This window comes from Acinetobacter sp. WCHAc060042 (genome assembly GCF_003231195.1).
GTDB lineage: Bacteria > Pseudomonadota > Gammaproteobacteria > Pseudomonadales > Moraxellaceae > Acinetobacter.
In genome coordinates, this window is the sequence record NZ_QKVN01000018.1 from 1 (window position 1) to 19,459 (window position 19,459).

21 protein-coding genes and 1 tRNA gene are annotated in these 19,459 nt (G+C 39.4%); 4 read left to right on the forward strand and 18 right to left on the reverse strand.

The window, feature by feature from the left end; all coding sequences use genetic code 11:
- Together DPG01_RS09235 and DPG01_RS09240 are read right to left on the reverse strand one after the other, a co-directional pair.
- Positions 1–352 (reverse strand): hypothetical protein (locus DPG01_RS09235; RefSeq protein ID WP_162622334.1); only part of this gene is annotated, 352 nt, incomplete at its 3' end.
- 292 nt (positions 353–644) lie between these two features.
- Positions 645–1,340 (reverse strand): Crp/Fnr family transcriptional regulator, encoded by a 696-nt coding sequence (locus DPG01_RS09240; RefSeq protein ID WP_110974885.1) that lies wholly within the window; start codon positions 1,338–1,340, stop codon positions 645–647.
- Positions 1,341–1,457: 117 nt separating this feature from the next.
- On the opposite strand from DPG01_RS09240, the gene DPG01_RS09245 reads away from it, so the two are divergent.
- Positions 1,458–1,997 (forward strand): DUF962 domain-containing protein, encoded by a 540-nt coding sequence (locus tag DPG01_RS09245; RefSeq protein WP_086209329.1) that lies wholly within the window; start codon positions 1,458–1,460, stop codon positions 1,995–1,997.
- A gap of 50 nt (positions 1,998–2,047) precedes the next feature.
- Here the strand turns inward: DPG01_RS09245 and DPG01_RS09250 are convergent, their stop codons facing one another.
- From DPG01_RS09250 to DPG01_RS09295, 10 genes are all read right to left on the reverse strand, one after another.
- Entirely contained in the window at positions 2,048–2,404 is a 357-nt protein-coding gene (locus DPG01_RS09250) for a hypothetical protein (RefSeq protein ID WP_110974886.1), read from the reverse strand.
- Positions 2,405–2,594: 190 nt separating this feature from the next.
- Positions 2,595–3,686, reverse strand: a complete 1,092-nt coding sequence (gene ychF / locus DPG01_RS09255; protein WP_004693442.1) for a redox-regulated ATPase YchF — start codon at positions 3,684–3,686, stop codon at positions 2,595–2,597.
- A 145-nt stretch (positions 3,687–3,831) separates the two neighbouring features.
- Positions 3,832–4,542: a haloacid dehalogenase type II gene (locus DPG01_RS09260; protein ID WP_110974887.1), complete on the reverse strand. Its 711-nt coding sequence runs from the start codon at positions 4,540–4,542 to the stop codon at positions 3,832–3,834.
- Positions 4,543–4,796: 254 nt separating this feature from the next.
- On the reverse strand, positions 4,797–5,456 hold the full coding sequence (locus tag DPG01_RS09265; protein ID WP_110974888.1) for a methionine ABC transporter permease: 660 nt from the start codon (positions 5,454–5,456) through the stop codon (positions 4,797–4,799).
- Positions 5,437–6,507, reverse strand: a complete 1,071-nt coding sequence (locus DPG01_RS09270) for a methionine ABC transporter ATP-binding protein (RefSeq protein ID WP_110974889.1) — start codon at positions 6,505–6,507, stop codon at positions 5,437–5,439. Before DPG01_RS09270 ends, DPG01_RS09265 begins: the two co-directional genes overlap by 20 nt.
- A gap of 11 nt (positions 6,508–6,518) precedes the next feature.
- Positions 6,519–7,355, reverse strand: coding sequence for a MetQ/NlpA family ABC transporter substrate-binding protein (locus DPG01_RS09275; RefSeq protein WP_110974890.1), 837 nt, complete (start codon positions 7,353–7,355; stop codon positions 6,519–6,521).
- A gap of 9 nt (positions 7,356–7,364) precedes the next feature.
- Entirely contained in the window at positions 7,365–8,207 is an 843-nt protein-coding gene (locus DPG01_RS09280) for a MetQ/NlpA family ABC transporter substrate-binding protein (RefSeq protein ID WP_110974891.1), read from the reverse strand.
- A gap of 22 nt (positions 8,208–8,229) precedes the next feature.
- A complete protein-coding gene (locus DPG01_RS09285) occupies positions 8,230–9,648 on the reverse strand; it encodes an LLM class flavin-dependent oxidoreductase (protein ID WP_086209323.1) in 1,419 nt (472 codons plus the stop codon).
- Entirely contained in the window at positions 9,648–10,871 is a 1,224-nt protein-coding gene (locus DPG01_RS09290) for an SfnB family sulfur acquisition oxidoreductase (RefSeq protein ID WP_110974892.1), read from the reverse strand. Before DPG01_RS09290 ends, DPG01_RS09285 begins: the two co-directional genes overlap by 1 nt.
- Before the next feature lie 10 nt (positions 10,872–10,881).
- Positions 10,882–12,084: an SfnB family sulfur acquisition oxidoreductase gene (locus tag DPG01_RS09295; protein WP_110974893.1), complete on the reverse strand. Its 1,203-nt coding sequence runs from the start codon at positions 12,082–12,084 to the stop codon at positions 10,882–10,884.
- 380 nt (positions 12,085–12,464) lie between these two features.
- On the opposite strand from DPG01_RS09295, the gene DPG01_RS09300 reads away from it, so the two are divergent.
- The 3 genes from DPG01_RS09300 (at position 12,465) to DPG01_RS09310 (ending at position 14,453) form a co-directional block, all read left to right on the forward strand.
- Complete coding sequence (locus DPG01_RS09300; RefSeq protein WP_086209320.1) at positions 12,465–13,229, forward strand: glutathione S-transferase family protein; 765 nt, start codon at positions 12,465–12,467, stop codon at positions 13,227–13,229.
- Between the two features lie 273 nt (positions 13,230–13,502).
- Positions 13,503–13,973 carry an Lrp/AsnC family transcriptional regulator gene (locus DPG01_RS09305; protein ID WP_086209319.1) on the forward strand — a complete coding sequence of 157 codons (471 nt, stop codon included), beginning with the start codon at positions 13,503–13,505 and terminating at the stop codon, positions 13,971–13,973.
- Between the two features lie 6 nt (positions 13,974–13,979).
- The gene (locus DPG01_RS09310; protein ID WP_086209593.1) at positions 13,980–14,453 is read left to right on the forward strand and encodes a GrpB family protein; all 474 of its coding nucleotides are present in this window, start codon (positions 13,980–13,982) and stop codon (positions 14,451–14,453) included.
- Positions 14,454–14,504: 51 nt separating this feature from the next.
- Here the strand turns inward: DPG01_RS09310 and DPG01_RS09315 are convergent, their stop codons facing one another.
- The 6 genes from DPG01_RS09315 to DPG01_RS09345 all read right to left on the reverse strand — a co-directional run bounded on the left by DPG01_RS09315 (position 14,505) and on the right by DPG01_RS09345 (position 19,438).
- Positions 14,505–15,254, reverse strand: a complete 750-nt coding sequence (locus DPG01_RS09315; RefSeq protein WP_110974894.1) for a YebC/PmpR family DNA-binding transcriptional regulator — start codon at positions 15,252–15,254, stop codon at positions 14,505–14,507.
- Positions 15,255–15,515: 261 nt separating this feature from the next.
- The gene (locus DPG01_RS09320) at positions 15,516–16,088 is read right to left on the reverse strand and encodes a 1-acyl-sn-glycerol-3-phosphate acyltransferase (RefSeq protein ID WP_110974932.1); all 573 of its coding nucleotides are present in this window, start codon (positions 16,086–16,088) and stop codon (positions 15,516–15,518) included.
- A gap of 1,007 nt (positions 16,089–17,095) precedes the next feature.
- Positions 17,096–17,172, reverse strand: a tRNA-Ile gene (locus tag DPG01_RS09330).
- A gap of 387 nt (positions 17,173–17,559) precedes the next feature.
- Positions 17,560–18,180, reverse strand: coding sequence for an aminotransferase (locus DPG01_RS09335; RefSeq protein ID WP_110974896.1), 621 nt, complete (start codon positions 18,178–18,180; stop codon positions 17,560–17,562).
- An 80-nt stretch (positions 18,181–18,260) separates the two neighbouring features.
- On the reverse strand, positions 18,261–18,743 hold the full coding sequence (locus tag DPG01_RS09340) for a CinA family protein (RefSeq protein WP_110974897.1): 483 nt from the start codon (positions 18,741–18,743) through the stop codon (positions 18,261–18,263).
- A gap of 44 nt (positions 18,744–18,787) precedes the next feature.
- Positions 18,788–19,438, reverse strand: coding sequence for a hypothetical protein (locus tag DPG01_RS09345; protein WP_162900276.1), 651 nt, complete (start codon positions 19,436–19,438; stop codon positions 18,788–18,790).
- Positions 19,439–19,459: the final 21 nt, after the last annotated feature.

The window sequence follows — 19,459 nt, forward strand, 5'->3', positions numbered from 1 at the left end:
CTTGATTCTTTGTTTCGCTTTTTACTTTTGCCTGATTAGAGCTTTTTGCTTTTGTATTGGTTTCAGCATTCACTTTGGTTGCTGTCGCAGTTTTTACATTTTCCACAGTACCTTTAGATTTAGCAGTGGCTGTTTTATTGGTAGTCGTCGTTTTATCTTTCATTTTTGTAGTTTCGGCTTTTACTTCGGATGTTTTTGCTTTTTGAGCTACGCCATTCACTGCTACACAAGAACCCCCTTTGTGATTTGGGCCTGTTCCACCAGTTAAAGTTGTACCTTTAGGGCAGGCAAATGCTGATGCGCTTAGTACTGAGAAAAGTCCTGCTGTGAGAAGTGTTGTGATTTTTTTCATCGTATTCATCTTTTATGTCATAGGCATTCGCGCCTAACTGAAATATAAAGATATTTAATAGACCTCTTGCGTTAGTCAAAATTTAATCAGTGATAAGCGTTGATTTTTAAATAAATATCAACATCTAAAATAGTCATTAAAGATACTTTCGCAAGAGGTCTAATGTAAACGGAAATATGTAAATTGTATGTTTAATTATGAATTTTGGCTCCTTAAGTGAATATGAATCATAAAAAATATTGTTTTCAAACAATGCGAGTGGAGAGAGAAGATCTTAAGTTTATTTTCAAAATTACATTGTTGCGTGTGCTAGCGTATGAAGCCTTGGAAGATTAAGAATTTCAATTTTTTTAAACGATATTTTCAAAATCCCTTGTTGTTCTAGTTGATGTAATTCTTGGTTAATGGTTTGCCTTGAACACATTAACATTTGAGCTAGCTGTTCTTGAGAAAGATGTATCATATGGTTTTCAATATGCACATGGTTGCCATAGCCATTCAAAATAAAAAGCAAGCGTTGAGCCAACCTTTGGCTAATATTTTGACTTTGGATAGCGATCAATTCCAAAAATGCGAGACGTAACTTTTGCGAACTCAGCTGCGCAATATGAAACCAAAATTGCGGATGTGTGTGGAGTAAGTCTTCAATGGCAGTGTTGGAAATTTTTAGAATGGTACTTTTTTCAACAGCAATTGCATGATGGGAGCGAGGTTGTTGATCAATTAATGAAATTTCTCCAAACCACATGATAGGCTCAGCAATTGCCGCAATTGACTCATTTCCTTCAATATCAATATAGCCTAAGCGGATTTTCCCATGAAGGACGGCATAGATTCCGTCGAAAGCATCGCCATGATGAAACACGGCCTGATCCCGTTCTATATGCACTTGTGTAGCGTACTGTGAAATGAAATCTTGAAATAAAATAGGTAGTTGGGAATACCAAATGTTATTTTTTAAAATGTGGAGTTCAGCTTCCTTAAGCACATTCAATCCTTATAATGAATCTTAAAAATTTCCATATTTGTAATTGTCACTTAGCCGACAACTTAGGTCGAGTTTTTTTTATATATTGAATAAAAGTATTTTACAAGGACGATTAAAATGTCAAAGCTTGAGCAGTTACTTAGCCAATATGCGGCTTACCACCTCGATCATAAGAATATTATGACCCACTTTGTGGGTATTCCCCTGATTGTGTTTTCAATTATGTGCTTAACCGCAAGAGCAGGCTGGGCTGTGGGTGGTTTTGAAATCACTTTGGCGATGGTTTTGATTTTAGCGAGTATTGTTTACTACCTGAGCTTAGATCGAATTTTTGGTCTGATCATGCTGGTGATCTATGCCATGGCTTATCCATTGGCGTATAAAATTGCGCAATTTGATTTGGGTCTTTGGTTAAGTTTAAGTATTGGTATTTTTGTGGTGGGTTGGGTGTTTCAGTTCGTTGGACATTTTTATGAAAAGAAAAAGCCAGCGTTTATGGACGATGTAATTGGCCTCGCCATTGGTCCATTATTTGTTTTGGCTGAAATGGTGTTTATGCTTGGTTTTAGAAAAGATATCGAGCAACGGATGCTAGATGCAGCGCGTAAACAACGTGCGACAATGGACAATAAGCATGTCTCTGTGATATCACCTTAATAAAATCAGTTTAAAAAGCCAGTGAATTTCACTGGCTTTTTTATGCTGTTTTAAGATGTCTTCGAGACTTTATGTGTATCTGGCTGAACTTTGGATGCATTCGGGCTTGGAGCATGAGAATCTTTATGGGATTTATGGGTCATATCATTGGCTTTCATTGAATCATGTTCCACCATTTTATCTTGCTTTATGGCTGGATCATGTTTAGCCATTTTATCTTGCTTTGCTACTTTCTCTTGTTTCATGCCATGATCATGCTTTGCCATGTTCATGGTCGGGACACACTTACCACCTTTATGATTTGCACCTGTGCCACCTGATAGCGTTGTGCCTTGAGGGCATGCAAATGCTGTTGCACTAAGGGTGGTGAATAAACCTGCTGCAATAAATGTGCTGATCTTTTTCATTTTCGTTTGTTCAATGAGGGCATTAGTGCCTGTGATTAAATTAGCGATAATACAAAAGAATAGAAGTTATAATATTGTGTGAGATCCAAATGGATCAGGTGTTTATATGTTATTTAATGCTGTTTTTAAGCTTGGTTTAAGCTTATAAAAAAACCCGATTGGTATCGGGTTTTTTTATATTCGAAATGGCTTATACGTTAAAGCGGAAGTGTAGAACATCACCGTCTTGAACGATGTAGGTTTTACCTTCTAAACGCCATTTTCCTGCTTCTTTCGCGCCTGCTTCACCGTTGTATTGAACAAAGTCATTATAAGCAACACATTCAGCACGGATAAAACCTTTTTCGAAGTCAGTGTGGATCACACCTGCCGCTTGTGGTGCAGTTGCACCCACTTTAACGGTCCAAGCACGAACTTCTTGTACACCCGCCGTGAAGTAAGTCTGTAAACCCAAAAGACCGTAGCCTGCACGAATCACCACGTTTAGCCCCGGCTCTTCCATACCTAAAGCTTCAAGGAACTCAGCACGGTCTTCATCTTCAAGTAGTGAAATTTCAGCTTCGATTTGGTTGCAAAGCGGAACGACGATTGCATTTTCTTCAGCTGCCAGTTTTTTCACAGCATCTAAATGCGGATTATTTTCAAAACCATCTTCTGCAACGTTCGCAATATACATGGTTGGTTTTAAAGTCATTAAACCAAAACCACGAACCAATTTACGTTCGTCGTCGTCTAGGTCAGCAGCACGGGCAGGTTTGCCTTCATCAAGTAAAGGTAAAATTTTGTCTAAAACCGCTTTGGTTGCAAGTGCTTCTTTGTCGCCACCTTTTGCAGATTTTGCTAAACGAGTTACAGCTTTTGTCACAGTTTCTAAGTCAGCAAGTGCAAGTTCCGTGTTGATGGTTGCGATGTCATCAAGCGGGTCAATTTTACCGTTAACGTGAATGACGTTTTCATCTTCAAAACAACGTACAACGTGAGCAATCGCATCCGTTTCACGAATATTTGCAAGGAATTGGTTCCCCAAGCCTTCACCTTTAGATGCGCCCGCAACTAAACCTGCAATATCTACAAATTCCATCGTCGTTGGAATTACGCGTTGAGGTTTTACAATTGCGGTAAGTTTGTCTAAACGTGGATCTGGCACAGGAACGATGCCTGTGTTCGGTTCAATTGTACAGAATGGGAAGTTTTCAGCAGCAATAGCAGCTTTAGTCAATGCATTGAAAAGTGTAGATTTACCAACGTTCGGCAAGCCGACAATACCGCAATTAAAACCCATGAAATAACTCACAACGTGTTATATAAAAATTGCCAGTGATTTTACATGAAAGCCATGACAAAGTCAGGTCTCAGGGCAGAAGAATCAAAGTTGTAAATCATGTTGCGGGTAGAACGTCCTCATTTAAGCCCTATATACGAGCCTTTTAAGCCTTTTCTTTTAATAAAGAAACTAGATTTAACAGATCTGTTGCATGTAGATCATTGTCTATGCAAGGACTAGAGTCTTTCAATTGGGCTGCACCATACTCAAAGGGGCGTTCAATATAAGCCGTCAGAAGTCCACAGCCACGTGCTGCAGCAAGGTCATCTTGATGGGTAGCCACCATCATCACTTGACTTGGTGCAACATTAAGTAAGTCTGCGACGCCTAAATAGGTTTTAGGAGAAGGTTTGTAGGCTTTAAAGTTTTCAGCAGAGAAAATAGTGTCCCAAGACAATTTTGCATACTTTGCTAAATCGACCAATAAACGGATGTTGCCATTTGAAAGGGTACAAATAATATAATCTTGTTTTAATTGATTAAGCGCTACGACTGTATCTGGCCAAGGGTTGAGACGATGCCAAATAAAGTTTAAATCATTCTTTTGAGCTTCGCTCAGTGTGGAGATTTGATATTTCACTAAAAGCTCATCCAAAATGAGGCGGTGAATATCATCAATGGAAGCCCACAGCTGCTGACCCAATAAAACCTGGTCCATTGCAGGTCGATAGCCTGCACGCCAGTCTAATGCAAATTGGTTGGCATTGATGTTCAAGGCTAGGCGTTCCACTTCTTGGATGATTGAAGAATGCCAGTCCACGACAGTTCCAAAGATGTCGAAAGCGAGTACTTTAATTCTAGAGGAATGACTCATCTTAGGGGGATTATTCTTATTTAGGCTTGAGGATACGTTATAGCTTATACATGTCTATCTGTATATTGAGAGTCATATTTTTCTATATGAATTTGAAAGAAAAGCAATGTTGACTCAGTTGATTAGATTGCTGTCATAAATCAAAAGCGATTATAAGTAGGCAGTGAACTTGATATTAAAAAACCTCCTTAGAAAAAGGAGGGGTTAAAAACTTAAGTGGGGGTAGAGTGCTCTACTTAATATGGGAGATGTGACTAAACTTTTCTCTTATCGAGTTGATTTGCCAGATTGTCTCCAATGGCTTGTACACACATCACCAAAATCACGAGCACGACAATCACGGCCAACATGATCTGTATATCAAAACGCTGATAACCATAGCGATAGGCGATATCACCTAAACCACCTGCACCAATGGCGCCTGCAATGGCAGAGGAGTTAATCATGGTCACAATGGTCACGGTAAAACCCGCGACAATTCCGGGTAGTGCCTCAGGTAACAACACATGCCAAATGATTTGAGTACGGTTACAGCCGATCGCTTGCGCAGCCTCAATCAACCCTTGATCCACTTCACGTAAACTGACTTCTGCAATTCGTGCAAAAAAGGGGGTTGCCGCCAAAGTTAAAGGGACAACTGCTGCCAAAACGCCATAACTGGTGCCTACAATCCAACGTGTGAGTGGAATCAAGGCCACCATTAATATAAGGAAGGGAACGGAGCGGGTGATGTTTACCAACCAGCCTAAGCTATGGTTGATACTTTTAGAGGGATAAATGCCATGCTCAGAGGTACTGACGAGAACCACTGCCATTGGCAGACCAATGAGTAAGGCAAAAAATGCAGATGCACCGACCATGATTAAGGTGTCGATAGTACCTGTCAGTAATAAATCAATGAGTTGGTCGTGCATAGCCAAGTACCTCTACATGTGTGACATGCGCTTTTAGTTTTTGTAGTAGCGATTGAATTTCTAAGCCCTGTGTGGGAACAGCAATAATCAATGTTCCAATTAAATGGTTTTGGATGGTGTCGACCTGACTTTGATACAAATGCACAGTTTGTGGAAAGTACTCCAAAATCTGTTTTAAGTCAGGTGGATGATGCGCATCTGAAGTCGAGCGAATTTTGAAAATGGCATGTGTATCGAGCTGCGTGGGTCCCGCATTTAAGCGAAAAGGCAAATCGAGTTGTTCTAGATTCAGCAGTTCTTGGGTAATGCCTTGCTGCGGTTGAGAGAACACAGACCAAACTTCACCTGATTCCACAATTTCACCGCCATCAATGACCACGACCTGATCGCAGATTTCCCGAATCACCTGCATTTCATGGGTAATCAATACAATGGTGATACCCAACTTCTGATTGATCTCTTTGAGCAAGGACAACACCACAGAGGTACTTTCTGGATCGAGTGCAGATGTTGCTTCATCACAGAGTAAAATTTCAGGATGGTGAACCAATGCACGGGCAATACCGACACGCTGTTTTTGACCACCAGACAGTTGTGATGGGTAATGCTGAACCTTATCGCTCAGCCCAACCAACTGTAAAACTTCATTGACTCGTTGTTCGATGTCTTGTTTGGGATAATTGGCAACGATGAGGGGCAGTGCGACATTCTCGTAGACTGTTTTGGCAGACATTAAATTAAAATGCTGGAAAATCATGCCAATGCGTTGGCGGAGCTGAATCAGCTCAGCATGGTTCAATGCCGCCAAGTCTTGCTGATGAATATGGATATGACCTTCACTAATACGTTCTAAACCATTTAAGGTGCGGAGTAGGGAAGATTTACCTGCGCCACTTTTGCCAATAATGCCAAACACTTTCCCTGTCGGTATGTCGAGGTCAATATTTTTGAGTGCATGTACACTATGCCCTTGTACTGCATAGTGTTTGTTTAAATTACGAATTTTGATATGTGGAATGGAAAAATCCACATGAGAACCAAAGCTGACCATTCTTTTTCTCCTTATTTCCAGCCTTCAAACCACAGACCTTGGCCAAAATCACGGTCTAAAATTTCTTGAACATGTTTTGAGTTTTGGAATGCTTGCACAAAAGTCGCAAGTTTTTGGTTTTGGTCTGGATAGTCTTTACGTGTCACAAATAAAATGGCGTATTTCTTGTCTATCGGATCAAGAAAAAGGGCATGATGCGGATCTGTGACCTTAGCCATTTTTAAATAATGCGGGAAGCCAAAAATTAAATCGGCATCATTAAATGCATGGGCAGTTTGTGGGCCTTCTACTTCAATAAACTGAAGTTGTTTAGGATTGCTCACAATATCTTTTACGGTAGACAATTCATTGTTGATATCTTTGAGCTGAATCAAACCTGCACGATGCAGTAAAATCAGTGCACGCGCTGAATTCACAGGGTCATTGGGAATAACCACACGGGCTTGAGTGGGTAGTGCATCTAAGGACTGATATTTTTTAGAATATAGTCCGACATGACTTCCTGTGCCTGTGGCGAATGCATGCAGGTCATAATTTGTTTCGCGAATTGCATTGCGTAGAAAGACGCTTTGCTGAGAAAAGTTTGCATCTATGTCACCATTTTGCACAGCAACATTTGGCGCATGCCAGTCCGAAAATTCAACCAGTTTGACCTGAATACCTTGTTTTTTTACATCATCTGCCACGCTTTGCAGCAATTCTGCATAAGGTGGGCTAATGCCAATCGTTAAGACATCATCCTGCGCATGGCTTTTGCTATAGCGGTAACCCGCTAGAGCAAAAATTGCCACGATGACACTCAAGCCAATCAGCCATTTTTTTCGATTTTGAGTGAAAGATTGCGTCATGGCCTATACTCACTTCCAACCAGGGAACCAAAGTTTTTTGCCAATTTCACTATTCAAAGTCTGTTTAACTTTGTCCGATGTTTGATAAATCTTGATGAACTTTTCAAGTTGCGCGGCTTTCTCTGGGTGTTTCTGTTGGTAGTCGTCACGCACCACAAATAAAATCGAATACAGGGTATTGGTGTTGTCATCTAAGATCAGCGCATCATTTGGGTCAATGGTTTTTGCAAGACGTAAATAATGTGGATAGCTAAAGACCAAGTCAGCATCATCAACGGCACGTGCAGTTTGTGGACCTTCAACTTCAATAAACTGAAGCTTTTTAGGATTGCTCACAATATCTTGCAGATTCGATAGATGATTGTTTGGGTCTTTTAAGCTAATCAATTTAGCCTGTTGTAACAGTAAAAGCGCACGGCCTTGGTTGACTGGATCATTTGGAATAACTGTACGTGCATTTTCAGGAATCGCATCAATCGAGTCATATTTTTTTGAATATAAACCGACGTGTGTGGTGACGCCTTTACCCAATGCTTTTAGTTTAAATTGAGTTTCTTTGATAGCGTTATCTAAGAAGGGTTGATGCTGGAAATAGTTGGCATCAATATCACCATGGTTGAGCGTGATATTTGGAGTGTTCCAATCTGAGAATTCCACCAGTTTGACGTTGATGCCTTGCTGTTTTGCTTCTTCTACAGCCACTTTTAACGGATTTGCAAAGGGTGGGCTGATCCCAATCACCAGTTCAGTGTTACTCGATTTTTTATGATAAGACCAAGCCACTAGTGCGATGACGATAGCGGCGACAATTACCCCAATAATGGTAAATTTTGTTTTTGCAGTTTGAGCCATGATATTTCTCGTATTTTAAAATTTATGCGGTTTGTTTTTGCTGTGTTTGAGTATGAGGGGGCGAGCTTTGACAGCGATACTGCTGTACTGGGTGGTCTGCGGACAGTCGATCACCTTGAGCGAATAATTTGTGGCGTAAACTACCTGTTTCATAGGCAGTTTTATAACGGCCACGCTCTTGTAACTCTGGGATGACCCAACGAATAAAGTCTTGATGTGACTCTGGAGCAACGGTTCGTGTAAGGTTAAAGCCGTCTACGCCAGTTTCATCTAATAGCTGGATGAGTTTTTCTGCTACAGTTTTTCCGCTCCCGACTATTAGCGGGTAGCGTCCTCCCAGTACATGCTGGGCTTTTAAATCTGCTCGGGTAACTTTTTGCTCTTTAAATTTGTTATTGACCGAGGCAATGCTATTGGTTTGTTTATAGGGAATCGCTTCATCATCTGTGAACTGAGCCAAATCTATTCCGACTGAACTTGAAAAATGCGCCAAACCTGCTTCTGGACTGGCATAGCGAATATATTCGGCGAGTTTTTCTTGAGCCAACTCGTCCGTTTCAGCCGTCACCACACTAATACCGACAAAGAGTTTAATAGCTTGCTCATTGCGCCCATGGCTTAATGCAAGCGCACGAATTTTATCGACTTGCTGTTTAAGTTTTTCAGGCGTGTCAGCACCAATAAACATGGCTTCAGCATGTTGGGTTGCAAAGGCTAAGCCTTTGCTTGAGGCACCCGCTTGATAAAGCACAGGTGTACGTTGAATAGATGGGGAAACCTGAAAAACGCCCTGACTTTGGAAAAATTTGCCTTGATGCTGGATGGCATGAACTTTTGAAGGGTCAGTAAAGACACGGTTTAACTTATCTTTTTGTATGGCATCGTCTTCCCAAGAACCTTCCCAAAATTTATAGCAAAGTTCGAGAAACTCTTCGGCTTGTTCATAGCGCAAGTCGTGATCTTTTAAACCTTTTTGACCAATTAACCGTTCTGCGCTGTCTAAGTAGCCGGTGACAATATTCCAGCCAATACGACCGTGGGTTAAATGGTCGAGGCTTGCAAAGCGCCGTGCAAATTGGTAAGGCGACTCATAGCTCAGATTCACAGTGACACCAAAACCTAAGTGCTGTGTAACGGCGGCCATAGCAGAAACGAGTGTACTAGGGTCATGGCTTGGAAGCTGAATCGACTCTTTTAGGGTTAAATCCAGACTATTTTGATAAACGTCGTAGACACCCGTAATGTCGGCGATAAATAAACCATCAAATAAACCTAGCTCTAAAGTTTGCGCCAAATCGGTCCAATAGCTGAGCTCATTAAAACGATGCGACTCATCGCGTGGGTGTGTCCACAAACCGTGATTGATATGACCTACGCTATTCATATCAAAGGCATTCAGAATGATTTGTTTCGGATTTTTATTTTGAGATGATAGTGTCATTACAATGTCCCTCTGCGTGGCGGAAGTACCCCGTTAAGAAGATAATTAGCAATGAAGTAATATTTCCAACGTGACGCATCGTGTAGCGTGTGAACACGTGCATTACGCCAAAAGCGGTCTAGGCCATCTTCACGTTGACTACCACGACTGCCTGCCAGTTCAATCAATTTCGAAGCTGTTTTTAATGCGGTTTCTGTGCTGTGGGCACGAACTTTCGCTACATCCAGTGATGCTTTAGCAATGTTATCAGTGGTTGGATTAGGACGTGCTGCGTCAATGGAGCGTGCCGCTTGTTTGAGTAAGACTTCACTGGCACGTACATCGGCAACCACTCGTCCCAGTTCAAACTGTGTTAAAGGATCATCGGTTGCCTGTTCAACAGCAGAGTCAATCCATGGACGAGCCTGACGTACACGAACCAGTGTTTCCTCAAAAGCAGCACGTGCAATGCCCGTTTCAATCGCTGCATGCATAATTTGCGCAAAAGGCCCCACCAGAGTCGGTCTGGAAAATGCTGTATCGAAAGGAACAATATCTTCTGCGCCTACAGCGACATGATTAAATTTGACTGTACCGCTACCTGTGGTACGTTGACCAAAACCTGACCAATCATCAATCAGTTCTAGCCCTGTACTACTACGTGGGATAAAGACCAGAAACTCTTTGTCATCGGCATCTTTGACTAAGGTCGGTATGCGGTCTGCAAACAGGCTGCCCGTGCAATAAAACTTTTCACCATTGACCGCATAGCCTTGTTCCGTTTGGCTCAGTGCAGTTTGTTTTTGTGTTGCATTTTTAGTTTTAAACTCAGCCAAGGCATTACCAAAGCGAGCGCCTTTGAGCACTTCTGCATAGAGTTTACGCTTTTGTTGTTCAGTACCGTTATTACGTAAAACCTCTAAGGCATAGAAATGGTTCTGTGGAATTTGTCCAATCGAACCATCCACACCACTCATTAGCGCAATAATTTGCGCGACCGTATAGCTGGAAACATCGGCCCCCCCGAATTCCTTCGGTACAGTAATAGCCCAAAGCCCAGATTGGCTATAGGCTTCAATTTCCTCAAAAGGCAAAATTCGTTCAGCATCGCGTTGGATAGCCTGCTGTTTAAACTGCTCAGCCAAATTTTTGGCAATTTCTAAGGCTTCAGCATCACTTTGAATAATATGTGCATACGCCGTGTCTTGGGATTGAAGCGGAAGAATGGGTTGAAATGAAGTCATGATGCTCTCCTTAAATCCAAGCGTGGCGGGCAGGGAAAGTATTATTTAAATAGTAGTTCCCCAGTGCATGCAGCTTCCAGCGGATCGGGTCGTGTAAGGTATGCACACGTGCATTGCGCCAATGTTGATCTAGATTATGTTGGCTTAGGCTCGAACGACTCCCACCAAGCTCTAGGAGTTTTTCAGAAATTTGTAGTGCAGCATCATTGGCATAGACCTTGGCTTCGGCGACTAAAATGGAGGCTTGAGCTGCTTGTTCCGCACTGACAACGCTCAGTTGGTCAAGTTCATCTAAATATTCGGCAGCTTCGTCGAGCAGTAGGATAGCGGCATCCAGTAGCACTGCAGATTTGCCGACTTCTTGTAAGGTGTAATGTTCAAAACTGGCTTTCTCAACCTGCGCATCGACAATCGGTCGGGCTTTTTTAACCGCTGACAATGTGTCTTCAAACGCAGCTTCTGCAATACCCACATCAATCGCTACTTGCATTAGCTGAGAGAAGGCACCGCGATAAGTAACGTCCTCAGCTAGTTTCCGCTCATCAAAGATAAGGAGTGGATCGATTTCAACCCGTTGTAATTTTACTGTGCCACTTGACGTTGTACGCTGACCAAAACCGTTCCAGTTATCAATGACTTCGACACCTTGTGCTGTGACATCAACAAGCGTCAGTACCACATAACCTTCAGGGTGAATGGCTTTAATGGCTAACCAATGGGCAAAGCTACTGCCTGTAGAATAGAACTTTTCACCATCGACATAGTAACGACCATTTTCAATGCTTAATGTCGTATTTAATGTTTTAGTGTCTTTGGTATTTCGTTCGGGGCCACCATTGGCAAGGCGTTTGCCGTTTAATATTTCATTAAAAATAAACTGTTTTTGTTGTTCGCTACCTAAAATATCAATCATATTGAGTAGCGCAATTTGATTTTGTGGAATTTGACCGACACTTGAGTCGGCTTTATTAATAATGCGAAAAACCTGAGCTAAAGTTTTATTGGAAACAAATGCGCCTCCAAAAGCTTGAGGAATACGAATACCGCCTAAGCCTTTTTTGCTGAATAATTCGATTTCAGCAAATGGAAGCTGACGGTTCTGATCACGTTGATCCCGACCTTCTAAGGCAAAGTCAGCGACATGATAGGCTGCATTAATCGCATCCTGATCATTTTGTATCACGTGAATATTTTTAGAGAGAGTATGAGACATAAAAGCACCTTTACTTAATCTCTATACGCTACTTGGGATTGTTTGAATGATTAAATGAAGGATTTTGAATTGCTTAGCAGCTAAAAAGTTAAAAATAAAATATGCTAAGTTTAATCATTTGATGAATATTCTAAACATTTGAAAAATATAAAATATGTATTTTAGCTGTAGTCTAAGCAAGGTCGTTAAATTTTTACTTATTCAGATTTGAGATATTGTAGAGAAAAAAACGTATAAATTTGATAAAGGCTGTTGAACATTTGCTGGGCAGTTTTGGGTAAAAAGTACATTGTAAATCTTAAATACAGTGACTAAAGTATCCAACTGAAATAGATGGCTTTGCTAAAAAGCCAAAATAGAAAAATAAGTGTGGAGCATTTATGAGAACTTTATACCAGTTTCCTTTATCTCATTTTTGTGAGAAAGCTCGCTGGTTGCTCGATCATAAAGAGCTAGATTTTGTCGCGCAAAATGTAGTGCCTGGGGTCCATCGGGCGTTTGCGCAGTTAAAGACAGGGCAGAATAAATTGCCTATTTTACGTGATCAAGACAAATGGGTCGCAGATACCACCGAGATTGCGTTATATCTGGATGAGCGTTATCCAGAACATCGACTGTTACGTAGCGAAGCTCAGCTTCGTAAAGAGGCTTTAGATGTTAATGCTCTAGCCAATGATTTAGGGCTACACGTTCGCCGTTGGGGGTTGGCACATGCTTTATCCGATAATGACCAATCGCTACAAATTATGTTGGGTGAAAAGGGCTATTTACGTAAATTTGAAAAATACACCAAACCTCTGATTAAAACTTTGATGTCGAAAGGTTATGAACTCAATGCCGACAAAGTTGAGCACTCGAAAGTTGAAATGCAGCGTTTAATTGAGGTCTTGAATGAAAAGTTAATTGCTAATCATGGGCGTTACTTTGTGGGAGATCGTTTAGGTTTGGCGGATATTGCTGTGTGTTCAATGTTAGCCCCTGTGCTTGAAATTAAAGGTACTCCTTGGGAAAAAGACCATGAGGATAGCCTATCTGAAGAATTCAGTGCCTATAAAACCTATTTAAGCAATTTACCTTTGGGGCAGTATGTTTTAAGAGTCTATCAAACCGAGCGCAATGCCCGAGTCGACTGGCGTGGCATTTAGGATCAACTGTAGTCAAATAGGCAAAGGCGGACGTTATACATCAAGCCTTTGTCTGCTATTTAAAGAAAATGATGTGGGGTGTTGAATAGAAAGTTTCTCAGTCTATTTGTAATTTTTATAAAAAATTATAGCAATTTTTTATTTAAATGATTGATATATTTTTATAAATTTGAAAATAAATGAAAAAAATATGCAAATAAGCTTTATCTTTCATCTGAAAAGCTTAATATGAAATAAACACCTATAAACATAATGCATTATGAGAGTTAAAAAATGGAATTAGACCGTTTTGATAAGCAAATTTTAGAAATTTTAAGTAATGAAGATATCAATCTAAACGAATTATCAGAGCGTATTAATTTATCGGTCAGTTCGGTGCATCGTCGTATTAAGCATCTGATTGATAATGCGATTATGACTAAAGTTAAGCGAGATATTAACTATCAAAAACTCGGGTTTAGTCTACATGTTTTACTCCAAGTATCTTTGAGTAAACATGATACCGACACTTTTTCCAAGTTCTTGGAAGAGTTGGAAAGCATTCCTGAAGTGACCAATGCCTTTTTAGTGACAGGGCAGTCAGCAGATTTTATTGTTGAAGTTGTGGCAAGAGATATGGAAAATTACAGTGATATTTTACTCAAACGCATTGGTAAAATTGAGCATGTGGTGGCACTTCATTCAAGCTTTGTGATTAAAGAATATAATGTATTTAACTGTAGCGGTTTGTTGAGTAAGGTTTAGCGTATGCTGAGGTTCTATGCAGCTACTGAGTATCAAGCATCTTGCCATCAAAAATTTGTATACTATCAGCGACAACTTTTAGCTCTCATACCCAAAGCACAGATTGAACATATTGGTTCATCTGCCATTCCTCATGCAGTTTCTAAAGGTGATTTGGATATTTATGTGGCTGTTGATGCTGTAGATTTTGACTCAGCCATCGTTAGTATTTCCAGTTTAGGTTTTGTTGAAAAGCTTGATACTTTAAGAACGCATGAACTGTGTATGCTAGAGTCGCTACAGCAGGATGATGTTGCTATTCAATTGGTTGTGAAAAACTCTCAGTGGCAAAGTTTTTTGATCTTTCGTGATCGCTTGTTGAAAAATCAGAATTTAGTCATGGCTTATAATCAATTAAAACACGACAGCCAGCATTTAAGCATGGATAAATATCGTTGCAAAAAAGCAAAATTTATTGAAAGTGTCTTAAATCAGACATAAAAAATGCGCTCCCAAAGTTATGTTTGAGCGCGCATTTTGATCAAGCAAAGACTAGGTGTCTAATTCTGCCAACACTGCATCAGAGAACTCAACGTTGGTATAAACGTTTTGTACATCATCTAAATCTTCCAGCATATCAATCATTTTCATGATCTTTTTCGCTTGGTCGATATCAGAAATTTCAGCTTTTGTTGAAGGACTCATGACCACTTCAGCATTATCAGATTTTAAGCCAGCAGCAGTTAAAGCATCTTGCACATCACCAAAAGATTCAGGTGTAGTAATGACTAAGATTTCATCTTCATCCACTTCGATATCTTCAGCACCTGCTTCAAGGGCTACGTCCATGATTTGATCTTCTAAAGACACATCTTCAAAAGTGATCTCACCACGCTTTGTGAATAAGAAAGCAACTGAACCATTTGTGCCTAAGTTACCATCTGTTTTTGAGAAACAGTGACGCACATCTGGTACAGTACGGTTTAAGTTGTCAGTCATGGTTTCTACAATAACTGCAACACCACCAACGCCATAACCTTCGTAAGTAATTTCTTTTAAATCGTCGTTATCTTCACCACCAACACCACGTTGGATTGCACGGTTAATGACGTCACGTGTCATATTCACAGAAAGTGCTTTTTCTACAACCGCACGGAGACGTGGGTTGCTTGCAGCATCACCACCGCCAAGCTTTGCAGCAGTTGTTAATTCACGAATAAATTTGGTAAAAAGTTTACCACGGCTAGCATCTTGTTTTGCTTTACGATGCTTAATATTGGCCCACTTGGAATGACCCGCCATGCGAAATATGCTCCTTGTAGATTGGCTTTGTGCCTATCAAATTGTGCAAATTCTACCATAAGCACTTTTTTATGCGAAAGTAGGTGTTTTTCTGAAATGAGTCAGATTAAACAAAAAATAAATAAAATTGTTTGAAATAAAGCCAGTTATTTCAAATTTAGATTGTGAAGCAATTCATTTCAAAAATGAGCCCTTAGAAAGAATTAATTTAGACCTAAAAGAGAGGGGTTATTCACATTCTTTTAGGTCATTTAGATGAGCTTATTTGGGATCATTTCTAGGTTCAGGAATTTCGATATCTAAACCAACATGTTCTTTATAAAGTGCTTTAATGAGGGCCAAATCATGATCTAACTCTGTGGGATAGATTTTTCCAAAAATACCCCCTTGTTTGGTTTGCGAATTCGCATACATGAGTACAATAGGGACATTTGCGGCTTTTGCAATATGCCAGAAGCCTGTACGAATTGGTTTACGTGCTTCGCCTGTTTTTGCACGGGTTGCTTCTGGTGCAATAACCAAGTTGAATTTTTCATGTTGAGAAAAGTGTTCAACCATTTGCGACACGATGTCTTTATTTGACTTACGGTCAACTGCAATACCACCAATCGCCTCGAGTAGTGGCTTGATTGGCCCCTTTAATAATTCTTTTTTAATCAGGGTATGGATTTTCATATCGTAGATTTGAAAAATGGCCAGTGATAAAACAGCATCGAGCATAGAGGTATGCTCAAATCCAATGATGACTTGCTTATCTTCTAAAACATTTGGTTCCACATGGTATTTCCAGCCTGCGAGCTTAAATGCAGACTCGCCAATCAGTTTCTTTAACATGAGCATAAATATACAAGTGTTTTTTAAAGTGGCTAATGTCTGCTTGTTTGGCGTTTGAGTCAAGCCCTAACTTAATTCTGATCAGACATTAGAGGTCAGATTTTTCCATTAGTAGGCTAAATAATTATGATTAAAAGGTATGCAATAAGTCTTTATAGATATTTATTAATAGAAAATAAGTATAATTTTTTTAAAAATACTACTATTCATAATCGAAATGAAAGATTAGACTTTGGTCTAAGAAAAGAGTGTGAACTTTCATACTTTAACTTTGGTGTAACAAAGTTCAGGATTGTTAAAATGACTTATCTTTCGACTTTTTTATGGGCATTTGTCCTTTTCGGTTTGGTTGTTCTGTGGTCGGTTGTTGAATTCTTCATTGAGTCTCGTAAGAAAAAGGAAATCAGTATTTAGTGGTAATAATGTATAAATGCACTGATTTTTGATGCTAGTTATAACTAGCTTGATTGACTTAAAAATTTAATTTTCAATCATCTATAATCGTTAATAGCTCTTATTCTAAATGAGATACTTTGTTAGAGCATCATGTTTGGATGCTTAAAATTTATACTTGCTAGTCATATATAGTGTGTTGGATGTTATGTTCACAGTTATTCAATGCTTAACTTAGCCATATTTTTGTGAGTAGTGAGGCTAAGTGATTACAGTATAGGTTTCTGTAGGAGGGTATAGAAACAATGGGGTACGATCAGTCATGATGGCTTGTCTCATATCATTTGAATCTATAGCTGCAAGTTTAGGCAAAGAATTTGTTACAGTTATCATAAAAAATGCCTGAAAATAAGATTTGACAGGAAAATCTAAAGCAAAGATAAATTAGGTCGTGATTCTGAGAATGATGAAGATTAGAAAGGATTGCTTAAATGAAAATTTCGAATCTTTTTTTAAATAAGCAGAAACGACTAATACTTGAATTCAAAATGTTTATATAAAAATAGCCAATAAAAAACCACCTAGGATTAATGCACCTAAGTGGTTGTTTTATATGGTGGGCCCACACAGACTTGAACTGTGGACCAACGGATTATGAGTCCGCTGCTCTAACCAACTGAGCTATAGGCCCTAATATCTTGAATTTGTTATATATCAACAAGTTCAAGCGAAATGAATACTAGCGAAGATTTTTTAAAAAAACAAGCTTTTTCATACTTGGTTGTACAGTATCCCAACAATTAGAAGATTTGAATATTAATACGTAAGTAATTTAGAAAATGATGAGTTTTTCAATGTTGTTGAATTAATTTATGCATCTAGCAAGTGGTGCTACTAAATTGTTTCGGTCAATACATCAAGTGGAACTAAGTATAGACATTCCTAATTCTGTGCAAATGCAGATTATATAGGCTCTGACCCGCAATAACTAGCAATAGAAAGGATATAGGGGGCTTTGGCCAAAATCTAATGCCCTCAGACAAAAGGCTCTACTTTCATAATTTTAGACCTTATTTTTTTAGCGGGTGAGAAGTACAGGGTCCTCAATGTTATAACCTGTTTCAAAAGGAATCCCGAGATATTGAACTGTCACCAGTGCTTTTTGTTGATGAGGAACTTTATAAGTTTGTGAAATGCGTAGCCCATTTTTATAGTCCACCGCCTTGTGTATGGGACTTTTCAAATTGATGTATTTCACTTGATATTGATAGTTAAACTTCGGGATGGAGAGTGTAGGGTCATACCAAGAGGGTTCTTTTGAAGTCTTCTTACTGATGACTTGAATTTTAACCTGCTTGGGCGGAATCGGCGCTAAAGCTTTGAGTCGTTTTTTAATTTTTGCAATGTCACGGTCAAACTTCTGACTGTCTTGATCATAGTCAATTTTTTGAGTTTTTGGATTGATATATAAAGATTTTACTTCAATCAGTTTGGAGGGGGTTTTGCTGTTGAGTTGATAATAATACAATTGTGGCAAACGACCCCGACCATCTAAATAATGTCGCATCACATAAATTTTCTGATCAGTTTGGTCGAGTCCTAAAACTTCAATATTTTGTGGTCCACCTACAGTTGCAAAACTGTGGCTTGAAAAAAATAAGCTACTGAAAAGTAGTGGATGGATTATTCTCATCACCATGAGGCACCTCATATTTTTTACTGATGATGTTTCACTTTAGCGGTTACAAAATGTAGAAAAGTTAACTTGAGTATAATGCTTTAAGTATTTTGGATACGTTCAATGACCATTTGAGCTACGTTTTTCGTAAGTTGTTCAAGTCGCTCGAGCGCAGTTCCTAGCAACAAATACTGGTAGCTACTTAATGTATTTTGATAATAAATAGCCGTGTAAAAGGTGCCTTCTGGTTTTTCAGGCGTCGCACTTCCTCCAGGTTTCAATAACCCTGTACATGAGACAATGATATCGGCATGACGAAACAGTCGATGACCGTGAATTGCCATAGCTTCAGTGACTTCAATCGACTCTGCTGTATATTGCTGAATCAATGCTGGATCTATTTTTAAAATTTCACATTTGATACTGGGATCGTAACTGACCAGTCCACCGAGTAAAATGTCAGCTCCGCTATGTTTATAAATCGAAAACTGACTGGACAAATAACCAGAACTGGCACTTTCGATAAAGGCAATGGTCAATTTTTTCTGTTCTAGGAGGTTGCAGCATTGTACTAATATTTGCACGTTTTTAACCTCCTGATGTTCATTAGGTTGATCTATTTGGTAGCCTAGTCATAAACACGATACACACCAACAAAACGATTACATGCTTTGTTTTCACTTTTTACAGAAAGAATGGCTTTTTGAAAGTTGAACTGATAATGGCAGTTGTTTTCATTGTCCGTGATGTTTTGTTTCTGATCTGGTGTAGTGTAGGCCAAAAATGAAATGGTTTGAGTCTCTATACGATTATTAGGATTACGGTAGGCGATACCTTCAATCTTAATTTTATCTTTAGACAGTTGATGAACTTGTAGATGTACAGGTTGCTTAGCAATCGTCCCATGTTCAAACTTTAAATAGTGTTGGGTCAAACTTTGATTAAGTGAAGTATAGAAATTCAGATCATCAATTCGAAAGTCCATCTGCTGTTGATAGCAATCTAAGGATTTGCACTGTTGTAGACGGTTCAACCATAGCTGCTGGGTATCGACTAATAAACGCTGTGGGGCATCACTGATTAAAAAAGCAGTCATTGATTGCGTGTCTAATTTGTGCCGAATGTCTTTGAATTGATCGCCACAGATCTTTTTAAGACCAGACGATGAAGGAGCGTCACAGTCAATGACTTGAGCATAACTAAAGCTGGTACAAAGACAACTTAGACACACTAAAATACTAAATTTTTTCATAAGTTTTATGTCGGTTTTCAACAGCATGATCGCTTATACTTTCACTAT

Coding starts and splice junctions, on each gene's coding strand:
- DPG01_RS09250 (WP_110974886.1), bottom strand. CDS start 2,404: ATGAAAAAGATCAGCACATTTATTGCAGCAGGTTTATTCACCACCCTT.
- DPG01_RS09290 (WP_110974892.1), bottom strand. CDS start 10,871: ATGACTTCATTTCAACCCATTCTTCCGCTTCAATCCCAAGACACGGCG.
- DPG01_RS09320 (WP_110974932.1), bottom strand. CDS start 16,088: ATGTTAAAGAAACTGATTGGCGAGTCTGCATTTAAGCTCGCAGGCTGG.
- DPG01_RS09270 (WP_110974889.1), bottom strand. CDS start 6,507: ATGGTCAGCTTTGGTTCTCATGTGGATTTTTCCATTCCACATATCAAA.
- DPG01_RS09335 (WP_110974896.1), bottom strand. CDS start 18,180: ATGGTGATGAGAATAATCCATCCACTACTTTTCAGTAGCTTATTTTTT.
- DPG01_RS09295 (WP_110974893.1), bottom strand. CDS start 12,084: ATGTCTCATACTCTCTCTAAAAATATTCACGTGATACAAAATGATCAG.
- DPG01_RS09285 (WP_086209323.1), bottom strand. CDS start 9,648: ATGACACTATCATCTCAAAATAAAAATCCGAAACAAATCATTCTGAAT.
- DPG01_RS09300 (WP_086209320.1), top strand. CDS start 12,465: ATGAGAACTTTATACCAGTTTCCTTTATCTCATTTTTGTGAGAAAGCT.
- DPG01_RS09280 (WP_110974891.1), bottom strand. CDS start 8,207: ATGGCTCAAACTGCAAAAACAAAATTTACCATTATTGGGGTAATTGTC.
- DPG01_RS09275 (WP_110974890.1), bottom strand. CDS start 7,355: ATGACGCAATCTTTCACTCAAAATCGAAAAAAATGGCTGATTGGCTTG.
- DPG01_RS09260 (WP_110974887.1), bottom strand. CDS start 4,542: ATGAGTCATTCCTCTAGAATTAAAGTACTCGCTTTCGACATCTTTGGA.
- ychF (WP_004693442.1), bottom strand. CDS start 3,686: ATGGGTTTTAATTGCGGTATTGTCGGCTTGCCGAACGTTGGTAAATCT.
- DPG01_RS09265 (WP_110974888.1), bottom strand. CDS start 5,456: ATGCACGACCAACTCATTGATTTATTACTGACAGGTACTATCGACACC.
- DPG01_RS09315 (WP_110974894.1), bottom strand. CDS start 15,254: ATGGCGGGTCATTCCAAGTGGGCCAATATTAAGCATCGTAAAGCAAAA.
- DPG01_RS09345 (WP_162900276.1), bottom strand. CDS start 19,438: ATGCTGTTGAAAACCGACATAAAACTTATGAAAAAATTTAGTATTTTA.
- DPG01_RS09245 (WP_086209329.1), top strand. CDS start 1,458: ATGTCAAAGCTTGAGCAGTTACTTAGCCAATATGCGGCTTACCACCTC.
- DPG01_RS09305 (WP_086209319.1), top strand. CDS start 13,503: ATGGAATTAGACCGTTTTGATAAGCAAATTTTAGAAATTTTAAGTAAT.